19 protein-coding genes are annotated in these 17,659 nt (G+C 54.3%); 14 read left to right on the top strand and 5 right to left on the bottom strand.

What is annotated here, in order from left to right:
* Positions 1-492: 492 nt before the first annotated feature.
* Genes proB through I4V53_RS07050 form a run of 3 tightly spaced genes read left to right on the top strand, consistent with a single transcriptional unit; the run spans position 493 to position 3,614 of the window.
* Positions 493-1,293 (top strand): glutamate 5-kinase, encoded by an 801-nt coding sequence (gene proB / locus I4V53_RS07060; protein ID WP_195984910.1) that lies wholly within the window; start codon positions 493-495, stop codon positions 1,291-1,293.
* A gap of 55 nt (positions 1,294-1,348) precedes the next feature.
* On the top strand, positions 1,349-2,593 hold the full coding sequence (locus tag I4V53_RS07055) for a glutamate-5-semialdehyde dehydrogenase (RefSeq protein WP_195984909.1): 1,245 nt from the start codon (positions 1,349-1,351) through the stop codon (positions 2,591-2,593).
* A 34-nt stretch (positions 2,594-2,627) separates the two neighbouring features.
* Positions 2,628-3,614, top strand: a complete 987-nt coding sequence (locus I4V53_RS07050) for a hypothetical protein (protein ID WP_195984908.1) — start codon at positions 2,628-2,630, stop codon at positions 3,612-3,614.
* 127 nt (positions 3,615-3,741) lie between these two features.
* On the opposite strand, the gene I4V53_RS07045 is transcribed toward I4V53_RS07050, so the two are convergent.
* The 3 genes from I4V53_RS07045 to I4V53_RS07035 are packed head-to-tail and all read right to left on the bottom strand — an operon-like array spanning position 3,742 to position 4,887.
* On the bottom strand, positions 3,742-4,257 hold the full coding sequence (locus I4V53_RS07045; RefSeq protein ID WP_195984907.1) for a hypothetical protein: 516 nt from the start codon (positions 4,255-4,257) through the stop codon (positions 3,742-3,744).
* A gap of 53 nt (positions 4,258-4,310) precedes the next feature.
* Positions 4,311-4,679: a hypothetical protein gene (locus I4V53_RS07040; protein WP_195984906.1), complete on the bottom strand. Its 369-nt coding sequence runs from the start codon at positions 4,677-4,679 to the stop codon at positions 4,311-4,313.
* 28 nt (positions 4,680-4,707) lie between these two features.
* Positions 4,708-4,887: a hypothetical protein gene (locus I4V53_RS07035; RefSeq protein ID WP_195984905.1), complete on the bottom strand. Its 180-nt coding sequence runs from the start codon at positions 4,885-4,887 to the stop codon at positions 4,708-4,710.
* A 145-nt stretch (positions 4,888-5,032) separates the two neighbouring features.
* On the opposite strand from I4V53_RS07035, the gene I4V53_RS07030 reads away from it, so the two are divergent.
* The 5 genes from I4V53_RS07030 to I4V53_RS07010 all read left to right on the top strand — a co-directional run bounded on the left by I4V53_RS07030 (position 5,033) and on the right by I4V53_RS07010 (position 11,123).
* Entirely contained in the window at positions 5,033-5,530 is a 498-nt protein-coding gene (locus tag I4V53_RS07030) for a metallophosphoesterase (RefSeq protein ID WP_195984904.1), read from the top strand.
* Between the two features lie 898 nt (positions 5,531-6,428).
* Positions 6,429-8,123: a phospho-sugar mutase gene (locus I4V53_RS07025; protein WP_195984903.1), complete on the top strand. Its 1,695-nt coding sequence runs from the start codon at positions 6,429-6,431 to the stop codon at positions 8,121-8,123.
* 128 nt (positions 8,124-8,251) lie between these two features.
* Complete coding sequence (locus I4V53_RS07020) at positions 8,252-9,178, top strand: DUF7916 family protein (protein ID WP_195984902.1); 927 nt, start codon at positions 8,252-8,254, stop codon at positions 9,176-9,178.
* Between the two features lie 154 nt (positions 9,179-9,332).
* On the top strand, positions 9,333-10,121 hold the full coding sequence (locus I4V53_RS07015) for an alpha/beta hydrolase (RefSeq protein WP_195984900.1): 789 nt from the start codon (positions 9,333-9,335) through the stop codon (positions 10,119-10,121).
* A 288-nt stretch (positions 10,122-10,409) separates the two neighbouring features.
* Positions 10,410-11,123, top strand: coding sequence for a nitroreductase family protein (locus tag I4V53_RS07010; RefSeq protein WP_195984897.1), 714 nt, complete (start codon positions 10,410-10,412; stop codon positions 11,121-11,123).
* A gap of 190 nt (positions 11,124-11,313) precedes the next feature.
* On the opposite strand, the gene I4V53_RS07005 is transcribed toward I4V53_RS07010, so the two are convergent.
* Together I4V53_RS07005 and I4V53_RS07000 are read right to left on the bottom strand one after the other, a co-directional pair.
* Positions 11,314-11,835: a ClbS/DfsB family four-helix bundle protein gene (locus tag I4V53_RS07005; protein ID WP_195984896.1), complete on the bottom strand. Its 522-nt coding sequence runs from the start codon at positions 11,833-11,835 to the stop codon at positions 11,314-11,316.
* 1,003 nt (positions 11,836-12,838) lie between these two features.
* Positions 12,839-13,036, bottom strand: coding sequence for a YlcI/YnfO family protein (locus tag I4V53_RS07000; protein WP_050699368.1), 198 nt, complete (start codon positions 13,034-13,036; stop codon positions 12,839-12,841).
* A 143-nt stretch (positions 13,037-13,179) separates the two neighbouring features.
* On the opposite strand from I4V53_RS07000, the gene I4V53_RS06995 reads away from it, so the two are divergent.
* The 6 genes from I4V53_RS06995 to I4V53_RS06970 all read left to right on the top strand — a co-directional run bounded on the left by I4V53_RS06995 (position 13,180) and on the right by I4V53_RS06970 (position 17,612).
* A complete protein-coding gene (locus I4V53_RS06995) occupies positions 13,180-13,392 on the top strand; it encodes a helix-turn-helix domain-containing protein (RefSeq protein ID WP_195984894.1) in 213 nt (70 codons plus the stop codon).
* Between the two features lie 125 nt (positions 13,393-13,517).
* Positions 13,518-13,757, top strand: a complete 240-nt coding sequence (locus I4V53_RS06990) for a type II toxin-antitoxin system prevent-host-death family antitoxin (protein ID WP_207747861.1) — start codon at positions 13,518-13,520, stop codon at positions 13,755-13,757.
* Positions 13,754-14,134, top strand: a complete 381-nt coding sequence (locus I4V53_RS06985; protein WP_195984890.1) for a type II toxin-antitoxin system death-on-curing family toxin — start codon at positions 13,754-13,756, stop codon at positions 14,132-14,134. Before I4V53_RS06990 ends, I4V53_RS06985 begins: the two co-directional genes overlap by 4 nt.
* 127 nt (positions 14,135-14,261) lie before the next feature.
* Positions 14,262-14,732 carry an RNA polymerase sigma factor gene (locus I4V53_RS06980; RefSeq protein ID WP_286167062.1) on the top strand — a complete coding sequence of 157 codons (471 nt, stop codon included), beginning with the start codon at positions 14,262-14,264 and terminating at the stop codon, positions 14,730-14,732.
* Positions 14,729-16,807 carry an LCP family glycopolymer transferase gene (locus I4V53_RS06975; protein ID WP_195984888.1) on the top strand — a complete coding sequence of 693 codons (2,079 nt, stop codon included), beginning with the start codon at positions 14,729-14,731 and terminating at the stop codon, positions 16,805-16,807. The genes I4V53_RS06980 and I4V53_RS06975 overlap by 4 nt, the downstream gene beginning before the upstream one ends.
* A gap of 28 nt (positions 16,808-16,835) precedes the next feature.
* Positions 16,836-17,612, top strand: a complete 777-nt coding sequence (locus I4V53_RS06970; protein ID WP_195984886.1) for a YdcF family protein — start codon at positions 16,836-16,838, stop codon at positions 17,610-17,612.
* Positions 17,613-17,659: the final 47 nt, after the last annotated feature.

Raw genomic sequence — 17,659 nt, 5'->3', positions numbered from 1 at the left:
TTGTGAATTTTAAATGAACAAGTACCCATTATAGTCCGAATCCTTGCATGTGACAATGGGATGTTTCGACGAATTTCAGTAAACTGCGCGCGGCAATTTTAAGGAGAATTTCCACACCGGCGAAAGAGATGAGCGAGAAGGAAAATACAGGTTAAAGTTGTGTAAAGGTGCGCCCCAATAGAATAAAATGCGTTAGAGGGTTCCCCGCATGGATCGCCGGACGGAGGCAGGGCGGTTCTGGTTATTTTTTACTTTCTTCTTTTAATGTGGTATGTTATAATAACCTCACGCCGTAAGCGGAAGCAGAGAGGAAGAAGGGGAAGGATTGAATCCTCACGCCGTAGGCAGAAGCAGAGCTCCCGACGGCTGAATAATTACAATAATCGACATTTTCAGGCAGGCGGAACAATTGGCCTGCGCGGAGAATGTGGAAATATATTATGGAAAAGCGGTGCGAATGCACACGCGATAAGGGAAAAGAGGGGCATTAAAATGTCTGCCATTACACAGGCAAAACGGATCGTGGTCAAGGTGGGGACCTCCACGCTGACCTATGAGAACGGGAAGATCAATCTGCGGCGTATGGAGTCGCTCTGCAAGGTGCTCAGCGATTTGCAGAACTCCGGCCGGGAGGTCGTGCTGGTCACGTCGGGCGCGATCGGCGTCGGCGTGGGCAAGCTGGGGTTGACGGAACGACCGCAGGAGACGGAGAAAAAGCAGGCGCTGGCGGCGATCGGCCAGTGCGAGCTGATGTTTATGTACGATAAATTTTTCGCGGAATACAATTGCATGGTCGCGCAGGTGCTGCTGACCGGGGACGTCGTCTCCAACGAGCACAGCAAACAGAATGTCGTCAACACATTCTGCGAGCTGATCGGCATGGGGATTGTCCCGGTGGTCAACGAGAACGACACCGTTTCCGTCGACGAGCTGGTCGGCAATCAGATCGGCGACAACGACACGCTTTCCGCCATTGTGGCAAAGTTGGTGGACGCGGACCTGCTGGTAATCCTGACGGATATCGACGGCCTGTACGATGCGAACCCGCGCGCGGATTCCAGCGCAAAGCGCATCCCGTTTGTGCGCGAGGTGACGCCGGAGGTGCTGGCGTTGGCGGGCGGCACGGGCTCCAACCGGGGCACGGGCGGCATGCGCACCAAGGTGAGCGCGGCGGCAATCGCCAACGAAGCAAGTATCTGCTGCTGTGTGATGAGCGGCGCAAATCCCAAAAATCTGTACCATCTTTTCGACGGCGAGCAGATTGGGACAGTTTTCGGCACCGGTAAGCAGTAAAATAAGGGCACGGGCGGGCTGCCGTCCGCGCCGCAGACAGAAAGGTGGATCGTCCATGACCGTATTGGAACAAATGGGACAACAGGCAAAGGAAGCAGCGCGCGTGCTGGCGGTGGCCGGCGCAAAGAAGGACGCCGCACTGCTGACGATGGCGGACGCCATCGAAGCGCATGAAGCGGAAATTCTGGCGGCGAACGAGCAGGACTTGCAGGCCGCCCGGGAAAACGGCATGAAGGAAAGCCTGGTCGACCGTCTGGCGCTCAGCCCGGCCCGCGTGGCGGGTATGGCGCAGGGTGTGCGGGGCGTGGCGGCGCAGGAAGACCCCGTGGGGCAGGTCGTCAGCGGGTTTGTCCGCCCGAACGGCTTGCAGATTCAGCGCGTGCGCGTGCCGATGGGCGTCATCGGCATCATTTATGAGGCGCGGCCGAATGTCACAGCGGACGCGGCGGCGCTTTGCCTCAAGGCGGGCAACGCGGTGATCCTGCGCGGCGGCAAGGAGGCCATCCATTCCAATACGGCGATTATGAACGCGATGCGCGGCGCGGTGGAGCAGGCGGGCCTGCCCGCAGACTGCATCCAGCTGGTGCAGGATACGACGCGCGCTTCTTCCATGGAAATGATGGGCCTGACCGGCTATTTGGACGTGTTGATTCCGCGCGGCGGCGCGGGGCTGATCCGCTCTGTTGTGGAGCATTCCCGTGTACCGGTGATTGAAACAGGCGTGGGCAACTGCCATATCTATGTGGACGCTTCGGCGGACGTCGATATGGCTGCCAATATTGTGTTCAATGCGAAGACCTCCCGGCCCTCTGTCTGCAACGCGATGGAAAAGCTGCTGGTCCACAAGGACATCGCGGCGCTTGCGCTCCCGGCGATCAAAGCAAAGCTGGATGAGAAGCAGGTGGAGCTGCGCGGCTGTGAGCGGACGCGCGCTATTCTGGGCGAAAGCGTACTCCCCGCGGAGGAAGAGGACTGGGGCCGCGAATACCTCGACTATATCCTTGCGGTCAAGGTGGTCGATTCCCTCGATGAAGCGGTTGCGCACATCGCAAAGTATTCCTCCGGCCACAGCGAAGCCATCCTCACGAACGATTATGCAAACGCACGGAAGTTCACGGCGCAGGTCGATTCCGCGGCGGTTTATGTCAACGCGTCCACCCGGTTTACAGACGGCGGCGAGTTCGGCTGCGGCGCGGAGATTGGAATCTCGACGCAGAAGCTGCACGCGCGCGGCCCGATGGGCGTGCGGGAGCTGACCTCCACCAAGTTCATCATTACGGGGGACGGGCAGATCCGGTAAGTAAAAAATCCGTTTGTCGATATGGAGAGCATACATGAGTAACAATCTGGAAAATCGAAAAAACCGAGGAAAAAAACGCCCCGCGCCCGCACAGGAGCGGCGCAGGACGGATGAAGAGGAAATTCTGGAATATTCCGCGTCCCGGCGGCAGGAGAGCCACCAGGTCGAGGGCTTTTCCGCCGACTATCGCGGCCTGTACGGACAGGAGCCGCCGCCTGCCCCGGATGTTCCGGCGGAGGACGACGAGACGGAGATCGACGACTTCTATCCGGAGGCGGACGAAGACGACGGCCTGCTGGCCAAGTGGTCGGAAGAGGAGCCGGAGGAAATCCCTTCTGTCGCGGAACAGCCGGTTCGCCGCCGCGGCAAACGCCGGTACGGCATCGCGGTTGGCGCACTGGTCCTGCTGCTGGCGCTGGTCGGCGTGGGCTTCATCGCGGGGACCATCGGGAACCAGATTTATAAAACGGTAACGGACGATTCCCAGCTCCGCGAGTACGATACGTTCCTGGGTCCGGTTGTCATGCAGGACCCCTCGCCGTTTGAGTCGCCGCAGGAAGCGGACGAAAATTTTGTGCTCAACGCATCCCTGTGGAAGACGATTACCGCCAATAACGGTACGAACTATTCCGAATATGACGACGCCGGGCGTGCACTGGTGCCGCTGGGCGACGTGGTGGAATCCTGCCGCGAGCTGTTCGGCCCGGACTGCCAGCTGCAGCCGCGTACACCCGTGGAAGAAACTTTCTTTGAATACGATTCCTCTGCCAATCAATTTCATGTGGCTCTATACAGTTCGGACAGCAGCTACACGCCTTATACGGAAAGTATACGGAAAAGCGGCGATAAAATCCTGCTCCGCGTGGGATATGTGTCTCCCAGCGACGAGTGGCGCAACCAGACCACCAGCGACCTGGAACGTCCCTCGCCGACCAAATACATGGAGTACGAGCTATCCCTGGATACCTCCACGCAGAAATATTATATCTCTGCCATCCGTTCACTGGATGGAGAGGAATAAAAAATAGCTGTGTCTTTTAATGCTCTCTGGGTAACATGGCAGAAAGGTTTTTTGCCACGTTTACAAGTGGAAAGTCCGACGATTTTTTTGATGTAATAAAAAAGACGCCCCATACTGTGGAGCGTCTTTATAGAGCAATATACATGAGGGCAAAAAGCAGCGACGGGTCGGCCTTTTCCTCATAGAGGATCAGCAGCAGCGCCAGAATCAATGTGCGGTCGCTGTCTTTAAACAGCATTTCAAAAAATCCGGTCAGCGGATTGGCCGGCTTTTCCGGCTCAGCCTGCGGCGTGGGTTCCTGCCGGACCGGCTCCGGGGCCCGCTGTGTGCGGTGCGATTCCGTGTGCGCCGGTTCCGAACGGCTGGAATGGACGGTCCCCTGCGGGGGATGCGGCGCGGTTTGGCGCGGTGCGGGTTCCGGATGCCGGTTTGGCGCGCGCGGCTCGTTCCGGACGGCGCTGTGCTGTGCGGCATTGGGGGAATGGGCCGCGGTTGCGGACTGCCGCGGCTGTGTGCGGTCGCCGCGCGTGCGCGTGTCCTGCTGGTTGCCGGGCTGTTGCGGGATGGCGCGCGTCTGCATCTCCCGCATGCGCCGGATGGCGTCCTGCTGCATGCGGTTCATTTCACTGTCAAGCACGGCCATAGCGGTTCCCCCCTTCCCAAAAGGTTTCTAAACGATTGTTTGCCGTGGGCGGGTCAGAGGATGCCCTGGCTCTTCAGGATCGGCAGCATGCGCATCAACTGTAAAATCTTTGCCGCCTCGTCCAGCTTTTTCTGACGCTCGTCGCTGAGCAGCGGACGGAGCGCATGAAGAAACCGCGTGTTGTCGTCCTCCTGGTTCATGTTGGAGAGCAGCGGCGCGATCTTCATTACGGTCTGGATGGTATCTCCGTCGATGCCAAGACCGGAAAGAGGGTTTCCCTGCGGCGCGGACTGCGGTTGCGGCTGCTGCGGCATATCAGACGCCTGCGGCGCTTCCTCCTGCGGCCCGCCGAACTGACCCAACAGATTGGCAATGGCAGGGTTTTGGAGCAGTTCGCCGATTTTTCCGGCGAGATCGTCCATGGGTTCCCCTCCTTTCCGTGGCGCGGCGTTATTTCCCGCTGGTGAATTTTTGCAGAAGCTGCTGCGCCTGCGGCGTACTCAGGATCTTACTGGTTGCATCCTTGTCGTTCAGGATTTTGTTCAGCTTTTCGGTATCTGTCGGGCTGAGGGATTTCAGCAGATTATTCAGCAGCTGCTGTTGATCTGCATTCGGCTGGTTTGCTGGCATAAAGACCACTCCTTTTTTGCAGGCGGGACTTTTCCCGCGTTACTGGTCATACTAATATATGTTTTATCATCACAGTATATGATTGCGGCCCGGATTTGGCGCATACAAGGCGTCCATGCGGGCGTTTATGGAGGGAAAAGGAGACATGCGAATTTTAGTTGTCTCGGATACGCACCGGGACCAATATTCCCTGGAACAGGCGGTTTTGCGCCAGACAAAGGCCGAAGTGGTGATCCATCTGGGCGACGGCGCGGACGAAGCCAGTCTGGTCAAGGCAAAGTTTCCGGAGAAAATGTTTTTACAGGTGCGCGGCAACTGCGACTGGGGGAGTACGCTCCCGGCGGACGGGGAAATTGTGCTGGAAGGCAAGCGAATTTTTTATACGCATGGTTATTCATATAATGTTAAATACGGATTGTATCAGATTTGCTGTGCCGCGAGAGAAAAAGGCGCGGATATTCTGCTGTTTGGACATACGCATCAGGCGTTGACGGAATATGACAACGGGCTGTACCTGATGAACCCCGGCAGCCTGCACGGGTCGCTGGGGACGTATGGGATCATCGACATCACCAAGGCGGGAGTTGTAACGAATATTGTCTCGCTGAACGGTGGGTCTTCCGGCCGCGGCGGGTGGCGGTGACCGTTTCCCTTGCAGGTAAGGTGCAGAACGTATTTATCCACCTTTCCAAAAGGTGGCGGTTTCCAAAGGCAGGGCCTTTGGCCGCTCCTCGCAAGGAGCGGGACTCTCTTCCTGAGAAGAGCGAGTGGGAACGAGTGATATTGTTGTTTATGAGGCAGGGAGCTGCCTCTGGGGCTTTTCTTTGGTTCCACGGCTTTCGCCGGGGGGATTCGTCGCTTTGAAAAGCGACAGCAAAGACTTTTTACTTTAAAAAAGTAAAACAAATTTCTCATTGCGAAAGTATAAGTATCCTCATAGGACTTCCTACTAAGTTAAATAAACTAATTGCACGTGCAATTATATAACCGTTTATGCTTTTGCAAAAGCGAGAGAAACCCGCTGGTTTGCCCTCATGCCGGGCGGCACTTACTTTTCGTCTTGCCACAAAAGTAAGCAAAAGCACGCGAAGGGGGGCGTGAGAGCTGGGCTCCGAGAGGGTACGACTCGCGCCCCCCTTCACCCCCGGTATCCCCATATACCTAAGTGGCTCAGGGCAAGCAGCATGGTTTTCATTGCCGGCGGAGCTTTAGCTGAATTTTCTTCTTTAAATTTTTAGCAAGTTGTCGGCTGGGATGCCACACGGGAGATGGTTCTTTTCGTCCCGCCGCTTTATTTTATGTTTAAGTAAAAATTACGCTGTAAGGTGGGTTATAAATGGTTTTCTTTTTATTTTAGCTTACTGGGATAACTGCCGTAGGCGTATAAGATGTTCCACGTCCCGTGCTGACCGCACGTCCATTGACAGGGGCGGAATTGAATGGTACTCTATATATAGAAATGCTGATTGAATGGAATTCGATGGAACAGCCTTTTCGGATTCCATATAAATTTGTTATAGGTATTGAAGGGGGATTTAAACATGAGTGAATATGAAAGATGGCTGGCCCAGAAGCTGGATGACCCCGATTTGACGGCGGAACTGGAATCCATCCGCAACCAGCCGGAAGAAATCAACGACCGCTTCTACTGCAATCTCGACTTCGGTACGGCGGGTCTGCGCGGCGTGATCGGCGCCGGCACCAACCGTATGAACGTCTATATTGTCCGCAAAGCGACCCAGGGACTGGCGGATTATCTGAACGCCCATGTGCGCAACGCCCATGTGGCCATTGCCTACGACAGCCGCATCAAGTCCGACGTCTTTGCAAAGGAGACCGCCGCGGTCCTCGCCGCCAACGGCATCACCGCGCACATCTATCCGTGGCTTTCCCCGGTGCCGACGCTTTCCTTCGCGACCCGCTATCTGAAATGTGACGCGGGCGTCTGCGTGACTGCGAGCCACAACCCGTCTAAATACAACGGCTATAAAGTATATGGCAGCGACGGCTGCCAGATCACCAGCGAGGCTGCGGACGAGGTTTCCGCCGCCATTGCCAAAACCGACGTCTTTACCGGCGTAAAACGCATGGACTTTGAAGACGGCGTCCGGGAAGGCCGCATCGTCTACATCAAGGATGAGGTCATCAACGCGTTTTTGCAGGAGGTTCTCAACCAGAGTGTGATTCCGGAGCCATGCAAGGGACTGAAAGTGGTCTATACCCCGCTCAACGGTTCCGGCCGCGTGTGCGTCACCCGCATTCTGGATATGATCGGCGTGGACGACGTGACCGTCGTTCCGGAACAGGAGATGCCGGACGGCAACTTCACCACCTGCCCGTTCCCGAACCCCGAGGTCAAGGAAGCGCTGCAGAAGGGCCTGGAACTTGCCGAAAAGGTGCAGGGCGACCTGCTTGTCGCAACCGACCCGGACTGCGACCGCTGCGGCATCGCGGTGCGCCACGACGGTCAATATGTGCTCATGAGCGGCAACGAGGTCGGCGTGCTGCTGATCGACTTTATCGCGCAGGCACGGATCAAGAATGGCAAAATGCCGAAGGACCCGGTGGCGGTTACCACCATCGTCAGCACCGATATGGCGGACGCCGTTGCGGCTTCCTATGGCATTGAGATGCGCCGCGTGCTGACCGGCTTCAAATACATTGGCGACCAGATTGCTTCTCTGGAGGCGGCGGGCCATCCGGAGCGCTACATCTTCGGCTTCGAAGAGAGTTACGGCTACCTGTCCGGCGGCTATGTGCGCGACAAGGACGCGGTGGACGCCAGCATGCTGATCTGCCAGATGGCATATTACTACAAACAGCAGGGCAAGACGCTGGTGGACGCCATCAACGCCCTGTATGAAAAACACGGCTATTACCGCAACGGCCTGCTCAACTTCGGCTTTGAAGGCGAGGACGGCATGAAGACCATGAACCGCATCATGGATACGCTGCGCGCGAATGCGCCGGCAGAAATTGCGGGTTATAAGGTTTCCGGCTGGTCCGATTATGAAACGAGCAAACGCACGGACGGCGGTGTGGTCAGCGAGATCAACCTGCCGAAGTCCAACGTGCTGGAATACCGTCTGGAGAACGGCAGCAAGGTCATTGTGCGCCCCTCCGGCACAGAACCGAAGATCAAGATTTACCTTTCCGCGAAGGGCGCGACCCAGGCGGATTCCAACGAGATCGTCGGCCAGCTGGAAGCGGCTGCCAAACCGCTGCTGGGTATTTAACGCATGTTCCCCTTTTGGGGCAAAATAAAATGGCAAACAAATGGGGGCGGATGGGAATCCGCCCCTTTCTGCTTATTTGAAAGACCGGCTTTTTGACAACGATGAAAATACAAGGAGGTTGAAATAAGATGCTGAAACGTCTGCTGGATTGCAATACCACCGATCTGGAAAACATGAACAAGGATCAGATTTTAAAATCCATTGCGATGAGCGAGGGGCGGATCCTTGCGTGCGAGACCATCGGCGCGGTGCAGCCGATGCTGGGAAACATCACGAACGCGGAGTTTGTCTCCGCAATGGGCGCGGACATCGTGATTTTGAACATGTTTGACGTGGTTGAGCCGCAGATCTGGGGCTTGCCGAAGGTGGAGCCAAAGGATACCATCCGTGAGGTGAAGCGGCTGACGGGGCGGCTGGTCGCCGTCAACCTCGAACCGGCGGAGCAATCCTTTTCCAAGGGAACGGATGAGGACATCTGGAGCCTGACCAACGGGCGCAGGGCGAGCCTGCAAAACGCAAAGGCCGCCGTGGAGATGGGCGCGAATATGATTATTCTGACGGGAAACCCGGGAATCGGCGTGCAAAACAAGCTGATTACAGAATCTCTGAAAGCAATTGCACCGGAGCTGGGCGACCGCGTTATTCTGGTGGCGGGCAAGATGCACGCGTCCGGCATTCTGAAAGAGGCGGGGCAGGGAATGATTACCCGGGAGGACATCGGTGAGTTTGCGGACGCGGGCGCGGACGTGATTCTGATGCCCGCGCCGGGGACGGTGCCCGGCATTACGATGGAATATATCCGCGAGCTGGTCGGATACGCGCATTCCCTCGGCCTGCTGACGCTGACCGCGGTCGGGACCTCGCAGGAGGGCGCGGACCAGCAGACGATCCGGCAGATTGCGCTCTGGTGTAAAATGGCGGGGACCGATATGCACCATCTGGGCGACGCGGGGTATATCGGAATGGCCCTGCCGGAAAACATCACCGCCTATTCAACCGCGATCAAAGGAATCCGCCACACCTACCGCCGCATGGCCCGCTCAATCAACCGATAGGCAGGCACGGCGCGGGTGGAAGTTGAATAAAGCACAGTACCACGGAAGGCCGCGACGGAAAGGACCCGCTTCCGGTATCTGCGGCCGGAATGTGAAATATTAGAACGGAACGGCTTTTCAAAGTGGAAAGCTGCCTCTGGAAGGAGGAGATCATTTGCATGCATCAAAAGTAGAAACGCTCTCATTTTACAGTCAACGATTAAAGAAAGACATGCGGGCAATGGTGTATTTGCCCCGGGATTACGACGAATTGCCGCCCTTGCCCGTGCTGTATTTCCTGCACGGGAGAAGCGGAGATGAAACGATCCTGTCTGTGCTGGAGATGGATACATTGGCGGACAGAATGATACAAAACGGAGAGATCAAGCCGTTGGTCATTGTTTGTCCGCGGATAGAAAACAGCCGCGGGATGAATTCCGCCCCTGTTTTTGAAAATGTAGTGGGTTCGGATGGAGAGAACCGCATACAAATCGGCCGATATGAGGATTACCTGATCGAGGAAGTCATTCCGTTGATCGACCGCACGTACCATGTCATTCCGGACAAAAGCGGACGGTATATCGGAGGGGTTTCCGGCGGCGGCTATGCGGCGCTTCACAACGCATTCCGGCACCCGGAGCTGTTTACCAGAGTAGGCGGGCACATGCCCGCCGTGGAATTGCAGCTTGAGGAAGAGGATAAACCTTTTTTTAAGAATATGGATATATGGAAAGCCTATGATCCCATATCGATTGCCAAAAGCCCTTTGATGCCTGATGGCCTGACGGTTTATCTGGACGCGGGAGATCAGGATGAGGGTGGATTTTACGAGGGCTGTGCGATTTTGCAGGACATTTTGCGGGCAAAGGGAATTACAGTGCAGAATCATATCTTTTCGGGACATCATAACGTTGCCTACATAAAAGCAAATCTGGAAAAATATTTAAAGTTTTACAGCTCGTAAAGAAAAAATAAGGAAAGGCAACATGCAAGCGAATCGCCGGTAAATCCTATGCATAGAAGTTGGGAGACGGAAGAAATCGTGCTGTTTGGATAAAAGAAAATGCAGCATGGAGCCCAAAGACATTTTATATTGTCCGGCAGTCAAATCAGCGGCTGGATTTTTAATGATCGAATGAGAGGGCATACTTATCAGAGAAGACAGCGGAGACTGCTGCGAAGATTAACAGCCGATCGGGACTGTTATCCCATTGTCAAACCCGTGATTTTTTGCAGTAAAGGAGCGTTTGCCATGAACTTATATCAATCCATCGCACAGCGTAAATCCTGCCGGAAATACGACATGCAGCCATTAAAACAGGAGGAACTGGCCGCCGTTGAGGAGGCGATCAGGGGGTTTGAACCGCTTTATCCCGATTTGCCTGTGCAATACCGTTTTACCCGGAAGGTGAAGGGCCTTTACCATGTGGAGGCGCCGCATTATGTGATTATCAGCGGACAGGGGAAACCGGGGGAAGCGGAAAACATCGGCTTTGTATTTGAACAGCTTGTCCTGTGGTTTGACGCGATGGAGCTTGGCTGCGTCTGGCTCGGCGAGTCAAAGGACGCTGAAAACGCAAAAGACTCCAAAGGGGACATGATTACCATCGCGTTTGGTCGCTCGCCGGAGTCGGTACACCGGACCAAAGGGGAATTCAAGCGCAAGCCGATTGCAGACGTCACCAACGCGCCGGACGATATTTGCATCCAGGTGGCCCATTTGGCCCCGTCCGGCCTGAACACGCAGCCATGGTATTTTGAAAAACAGGACGGCAAAACCCTGGTCTATCAGCGAAAGCTGGGACTGCCGGTTTCCCTGCTCTATAAGCATTCGGATACCGATATGGGAATCGGCCTGTGCCATTACGCCCTGGCCTGTAAAGAAACCGGCAAGCCGTTTCATTTTACCCGCACCACGGAAATCCCGAACAAGGCGGGCTATTATCCGTTCGGTGTTCTCCAATAAAGTCCCTTATGACCAAAAGCCGTGGTTTTCAAGTTTGAAAACCACGGCTTTTATGTGCTGTGCCGCCGTCTGGAAAAGACGGTGAATATTTACAGCGAAAGCATGCAATTTAGAAAAACGGTCGGTTCAGAAACGGCAAGAAAGCAGAAAAACGAACAAGCCCCCATACGCCCATGAACGAACCCCCGCCTTATGCAGGGTTGGCTTCTTTAAACGTCTTATGGTGCCGTTTGATTTTCTTAATCGCCCAGTCGTAATGGCTGGAGGTTGCCGAAATGCAGTAACTGCCCAGCGAAGTCGTACCTGTCCAGGAAAAGTGCTTTTTCTCGAACAATTCCTCGTCGGTAAAGCCTTCGATCACCTGCATCACCTGAGCATGGCTCTCTTTCAGCATTTCCACGGAAGCGCCATAGGGGGTATCCTGATGTTTTTCCCAAAAGCCGACATTCATCGCCGGGTATGTTTTCCAGTTGTACGGCGCGGGCAGAAAGGGCGCGGGAACGCCGTTTTGATTGCTCTGTATCCACTTTAAAAGCAGCTGGTGCCACTCGTATAGATGAATCAGGATGTCCCGCAGATTTTTGTCCCGGTCTTCAAATTGAAACACAGCGGTTTGTTCGTCTTCCGGCAGGCTGTCAATCAGTGCCCAAAGCTTGGTGAACTGTTCGCCGGCCGCCTCGATCAGGCCGGGTTTTGTGGACGGTCTTGGCATGTCGCATTCCTCCCATGCAGTCCTTTTTTCTCATTTTAAAGGATATGAGATAAAAACGCAAGGCTGGGCAATTCTGCGAACAGGCAAAAAACAAATAAAACAGATTAGGTGAAAAATATTGACTTATTTACACAAAAAGATTATAATTTAGATAAATTTCGAACCGGCGCCGAAAAAGGCAAAAAGAAACACCCATTATGAAGAATAAAACAGGTTATTTGCTCCTACATCTTCTCCTTAGTAATATAGGTTCCAAAGCTGAGAAGGACCCCGGCGGTTTTCATTCCGCCGGGGTCCTTCTCAGCTTACAGACCTCCGGTCGGGACGGCGCGGGCGGACGTTGATTCATAATAGCAACCACGGATGTCCGCGACGGAAAGAACAATCTCCCGTGTGATATTTTAGCCGATAATAATACTAAGACCCCAAAAAAAGTAAAAACCAAAGCTCCGCCGGCAATGAAGACCACGTCGCCTTCCCTGAGACTCTTAGGTATATGGGGATACCGGGAGTGAAGGGGGGCGTGAGTCGAACCCTCCCGGAGCCCAGCTCTCGCGCCCCCCTTCGCGTGCTTTTGCTTACTTTTGTGGCAAGACGAAAAGTAAGTGCCGCCCGGCATGAGGGCAAACCAGCGGTTTTCTCCCGCTTTTGCAAAAGCGAGTAAGGAGTAAAATTACGCGCGCAATCAATTTACAAATGATAATAAAATTTCCTCTCGCTTTTCAAAGCGACGAACCCCCGGCGAAAGCCGTGGAACCAAAGAAAAGCCCCAGAGGCAGCGCCCTGCCTCATAAACAACTCTATCACTCGTTCCCACTCGCTCTTCTCAGGAAGAGAGTTTCGTTCTCTGCGGAGAACGACCAAAGGCTCGGCCTTTGGAAACCGCCGCTTTTCAGAAAAGCGGAAAAACGCATTTTAGCCGTTAACTGTATAGTACACTTCATGTAATTTCATTGATAAAAACAGAAAACAGGATGTACCGTACGACTTGGTGCATCCTGTTTCATTCTGTATGCTCTTTTTCTTCCATTTCGGCTTCCTTCAAGTTTTCCAAAGCGATTCTTACCGCTTCAATTACAAAAGCAGAAAAATTACATTCTTTTCCCACAATGGCCTTTTCAACTTCCTCAATCATATCATTTGGAAAACGAACGCTTTTGCTTGTAGTCGGCGGAATGCGAGGGATCTTGAACTTTTTCATACTAATCGCCTTCTTCTTAAGTGCTACATTTGTATTACATATATAGTATGCGACAAGACGGTAAGGAAATATGTATTACGTTTGTCTTGCAACTTTTGAGGGATAGTGTTACAATAAAGAAAAAGTTCAGGAAGTGAATGAAAATGCAAATCACCCCCCTTGCCGATAATCTTCGCATCCTCCGCCGCCGCGCAGGCGCTACCCGTCAAGAGCTGGCGGACTATCTCAAAATCCACCGGTCGGTTTATGACTGCTATGAAAAAGGATATACCGTTCCGCCAATCAGCTGTTTGCTCCGGCTGTGCCAGCGCTACGACCTGACGCTGGACGAGCTGGTGCGGGACGAGTTTCGTTAAATAGACGAAAAAATTTTTCCTCGTGAAAGTTAAGTAAAGACGTATCAGTTGGTATCATAAGATTTTATTGTATAGGTTGTATTTATCCTAGAAGTGTGTATAATAAATATGAGGTGATAAATGTGATGATCAACACAAATGCTTTAGTTCCAATGACTGATGCGAACCAAAACTTTTCAAAGGTTGTCCGGCTTGTGGATGAACAGGGTGCGGTCATTATTCTAAAAAATAATAAGCCGAAATATGCTGTGGTTGAATTTTCAGAGTATGACCGCTTTCAGCAATACAGAAAAGAAACGATTGAAAAAATGGCAGATGAGTTGATAGAAGAGAATCTGGAAGCCTTTCAGGAGTTAGCTAAATGATCAATTTAACAGTTGCAGAAATTATAAATCTGCAGGAAAGGCTTATACGGAAGACAGGCGGTTTATCGGGTGTCCGTGATATAGGAATGTTGGAATCTGCGGTTTACAGTTCTATGCAGTCTTTTGGAGAAGAGGATGTTTATCCAACGCCTGTCGAACGGGCTGCAAGGCTGGCGTTTGCTCTCACGATGAACCACCCGTTCTTGGATGGAAATAAGCGGATCGGCATGTTGACCATGCTTATGACTTTAAAATTAAATCATGTGTGTATTCAATATACGCAACAGGAATTGATTGATTTGGGATTGGCTGTAGCGAATGGAAAAATGAAATATGATGATATACTGCGGTGGATAAATGCACACAGGAATTCATAGACGTTAGTTCTTTGTAAACCAATCATTTCCAAGCCCCCTCTGGGGGCTTTTTTGCGTTATAATAGAACTGCCATGCAAGCAAACCCCCGTTTGCTTTGTGTTATAAAAAGAGGGGAGGTGAGGGGGATTGCGAACAAACCTGGAAATTGAGCGCGTCGTGGAGGAATACGCCACCATGCTGCTGCGCGTGACGTTCTCACAGCTGAACAACCGCGCGGAGGCCGAGGACGCCGTGCAGGAGGTCCTGCTGAAATACATCGAGAAAGCGCCGGCGTTCACCAGTGAAGAGCACGAAAAGGCCTGGCTGCTCCGCGTGGCGATCAACCACTGCCGCAACCGCCTTGCCTGTGCGTGGAACCGCAAACGGACTGAGCTGGACGAGAGTATCCCCGCGCTGGACCCGGTGGAAAATGAGGTGCTTCATGCGGTATCGGCGCTGCCGGCCAAGTACCGCACCGTCGTTCACCTGTACTATTTTGAAGGTTACTCCACAAAGGAGATCGCAGAGATTTTACATAGCCGGCCCAACACCATCTCGTCGCGCCTGAGCCGCGCACGGGGGATATTGGCACAGGCCCTGAAGGAGGAGATCGAATGAAACGGGAATATCAATCCGGCTACCGCAAGCTGTATGCCGATAAGGCCTTTAAACAGCGCCTGGTGCAGAACCTGGAGGATTACCGCGTCCACCCGAACCCCGCGCGCCCGCGCTGGATGGCCCCGGTGGCCGTCGCCGCCTGCCTGATCCTGCTGTTCGGTCTTGGGCTGCCTACGATGCAGCGCGTCCTGAATCAGGAAGGCACGACCTCCGGTCTGTCCGCTCCCGGAGACGAGGGCGTTACGATAACAGACGGCGTCTACCGCGACAGCCAGGTGACCAACCTGCTGGTGCTGGGCACGGACAGCGAAAACGGGTATGACGACAATGTAATGCTGGTTTCTCTGGACCGGCGGCGCGAGGTTTTGAAGTGCAGCAGCTTCCGCGGCGACCTGAACGTGGAATTGCCGGAAGGCGGAACGCGCAGCCTGAACAGACTGTCCAGAAAAAATCTTTCCCCGGGCGAGGCGGTTACGGCGGTGGAAGCCGCCGCCGGCGTCGGCGTGGACGGGTATCTCCAGATAGATATGGCGGATTTGCCAACCGTGATCGACGCGATGGGCGGCGTGACACTGGAGCTCTCTTCGGAAGAGGCCATGTATTTTGCCTTGAGCAGCATGATGGAGATCGGCCTGCCCGGGCTTGATGCCGGAACCTATGAGCTCAGCGGCGCGCAGGCGCTTTATTATCTCCGTATCCGGCAGGGCGACGACCATGATCAGATGCTGCGGCGGGAAAAACTCTTTCAGGCGTTTGCGGAGCAGGTGAAGGATCAGGACCTGGCGGCGCTGGCGAATACCGTCCTTTCCGTGGCAAAGACCAATTTTTCCGTTTCGCAGACGACGGATCTGCTGCTGGGACTGCCCGTCTTTCTGAACAGTCCGATACAGATGCTTCGGGTGCCGGACTCGCAGGAAAAAGAGGACGTCAGCCTGAAAGACTGTGGAAAAAAGCTGGCGGAGTTTATTTATGAGGAGCTTCCCGACAATTCCGGCGCGTATGTCGCGCCGGCCACGCCGTCGGAAAACGGTACGCGGGCGGGCAACACTCCGGGCAATCTGGCGAACGGCGGAATCGTGGCGGCGGAGGACGGACGCCTCTATTTTATCGACCACAGAGGCAACAACAGCATTTGCCTGTATGATCCGGAGGACGGTACACAGACGGTGCTGACGCAGAACCCATGCAGTTCGCTGAATGCCCTGGACGGTCATCTGTACTTTATCAGCCAGACGGACGGCGGGATTTACCGCATGGACAGTCTTGGCGAGAACCGGATCCCCGTCTCGGTGGGGATGGAACCGCATGAAAATCTGGTGGTCACGCCGGAATATCTCTACTATTCGCGCGGCAATACGGTGTACCGGATGGAAACCGGAATGGTTGAAACCAGCTTGATGATGAATGTTGTTCCCGAAGAGGCCATTCTGGAATGGAGCATCGGCTCCCTGTTGGATTTGCAATGGAACAACGGCGCGCTGTACGTGTTTGCCAAAGAGGAAAGGCTTCCCTGGCAGATCAACGTGTACCAGCTCAATGCGGACAAAAGCATTGCGCTGGTCTGCGCATTTAACCGCCCGATGGACGACAGCTGCTTTTTCCATTGGGATGGGGACGCGCTGTACTTTACCAATGAGGATGGACTCAACCGGTGGGAGAATGGGAAAACCGCCCGGATTGTTTCCGCGCGGATCACCAGCATGCTGGCGGTGAACGGCGCCGTTTACTGGCAGGAAGAATCCGGCGCGCTTTACCGCGCGGAATGGAACGGCAAGGCATTGACAAACAAAGAAACGTTGTTCCAGGCATCGGAGGCGATTTTCCGTCTCTGCGAGGCGGACGGCAGCCTGTACTATACAAACGCGTATAAGACCATCACCTGGCGGATGGACTTGAACGACCCCGAACATCCCCGGGAGCCGATGGGCGTTTCCTTTATGTCGAACGCCTATGATGGAACGGATATAAACAGCGTTTCATCGGAAAAGGTGGAGATTAAAGAAAGAAATGCGGATTCGGTACAGGGTTATACCACGATAGACGGGCAGGTATTCCCGGACCCGTCTTCCAGATAACCGCATGGAAAAGGAGAAAAAGGTCGGAATGGAGAAAAAAACGCGAAAGATGATCGGGCAGGTGCTTCTGTTCCTGCTGGGAGCGGGCCTCCTGGTCTGGTTTTGCATCCCCATTTTCTGGGGTGTGTTTCACATCGGCAATGGAATGGGCATCTGCTTCAGTTTATTGCTGATGGCGGGGGCGCTTTGGTATGTCCCTGTTCGAAACTGGATGGAACAAGCGGTGCATGCGCGGGGGTTCCGCCTCCTGCGCCGGTTCCTGTGGACTTGCTTCACGCTCTGTATGGTCTGGTTTGCGTTCCTGACTGCCTGCATGGCGGCGCCTCAGCCCGCGCCGCCGGAGGAACCGAACGGCACGGTGGTCGTGCTGGGCTGCAAAATCGGCAGCGCCGCACTGAACGCGCGCATTGACCGCGCGGCGGATTACCTGCGGGCGCATCCGGAGCTGAAGGCCGTGGCCAGCGGCGGCTTCGACGACGATTTGCAGCTCTCCGAGGGGGAAGCAATCAAACGCGGGCTGGTCTACCGGGGGATTGAAGAACACCGCGTCTACGTGGAGGGCGACAGTGCCGATACCAAACAGAATATTGCCTTTACGCGCGCGATCATCGAAAAGAACGGACTGGACCGTGAGCTGATAATCGTGACGGAGCAATATCATGAGTATCGCGCGGTGCAGATTGCGCGGAGACAGGGGCTGTCTGCCAGCGCCGTGCCCGCGGAGACCCCCTGGTATATTTTATCTGCCAGTTACGGGAGGGAACTGCTCGCGCTGACAAAGTTCTTTGTCTTCCCCAGGTTGTGAGCAGTGGACGCATAACAGAAAAAGATGACATGTGCCCGGCACATGTC

This window comes from Clostridium sp. D33t1_170424_F3, assembly GCF_015667585.1.
Classification (GTDB): domain Bacteria; phylum Bacillota; class Clostridia; order Oscillospirales; family Acutalibacteraceae; genus Anaeromassilibacillus.
This window is presented reverse-complemented; position numbering and strand designations above follow the sequence as displayed.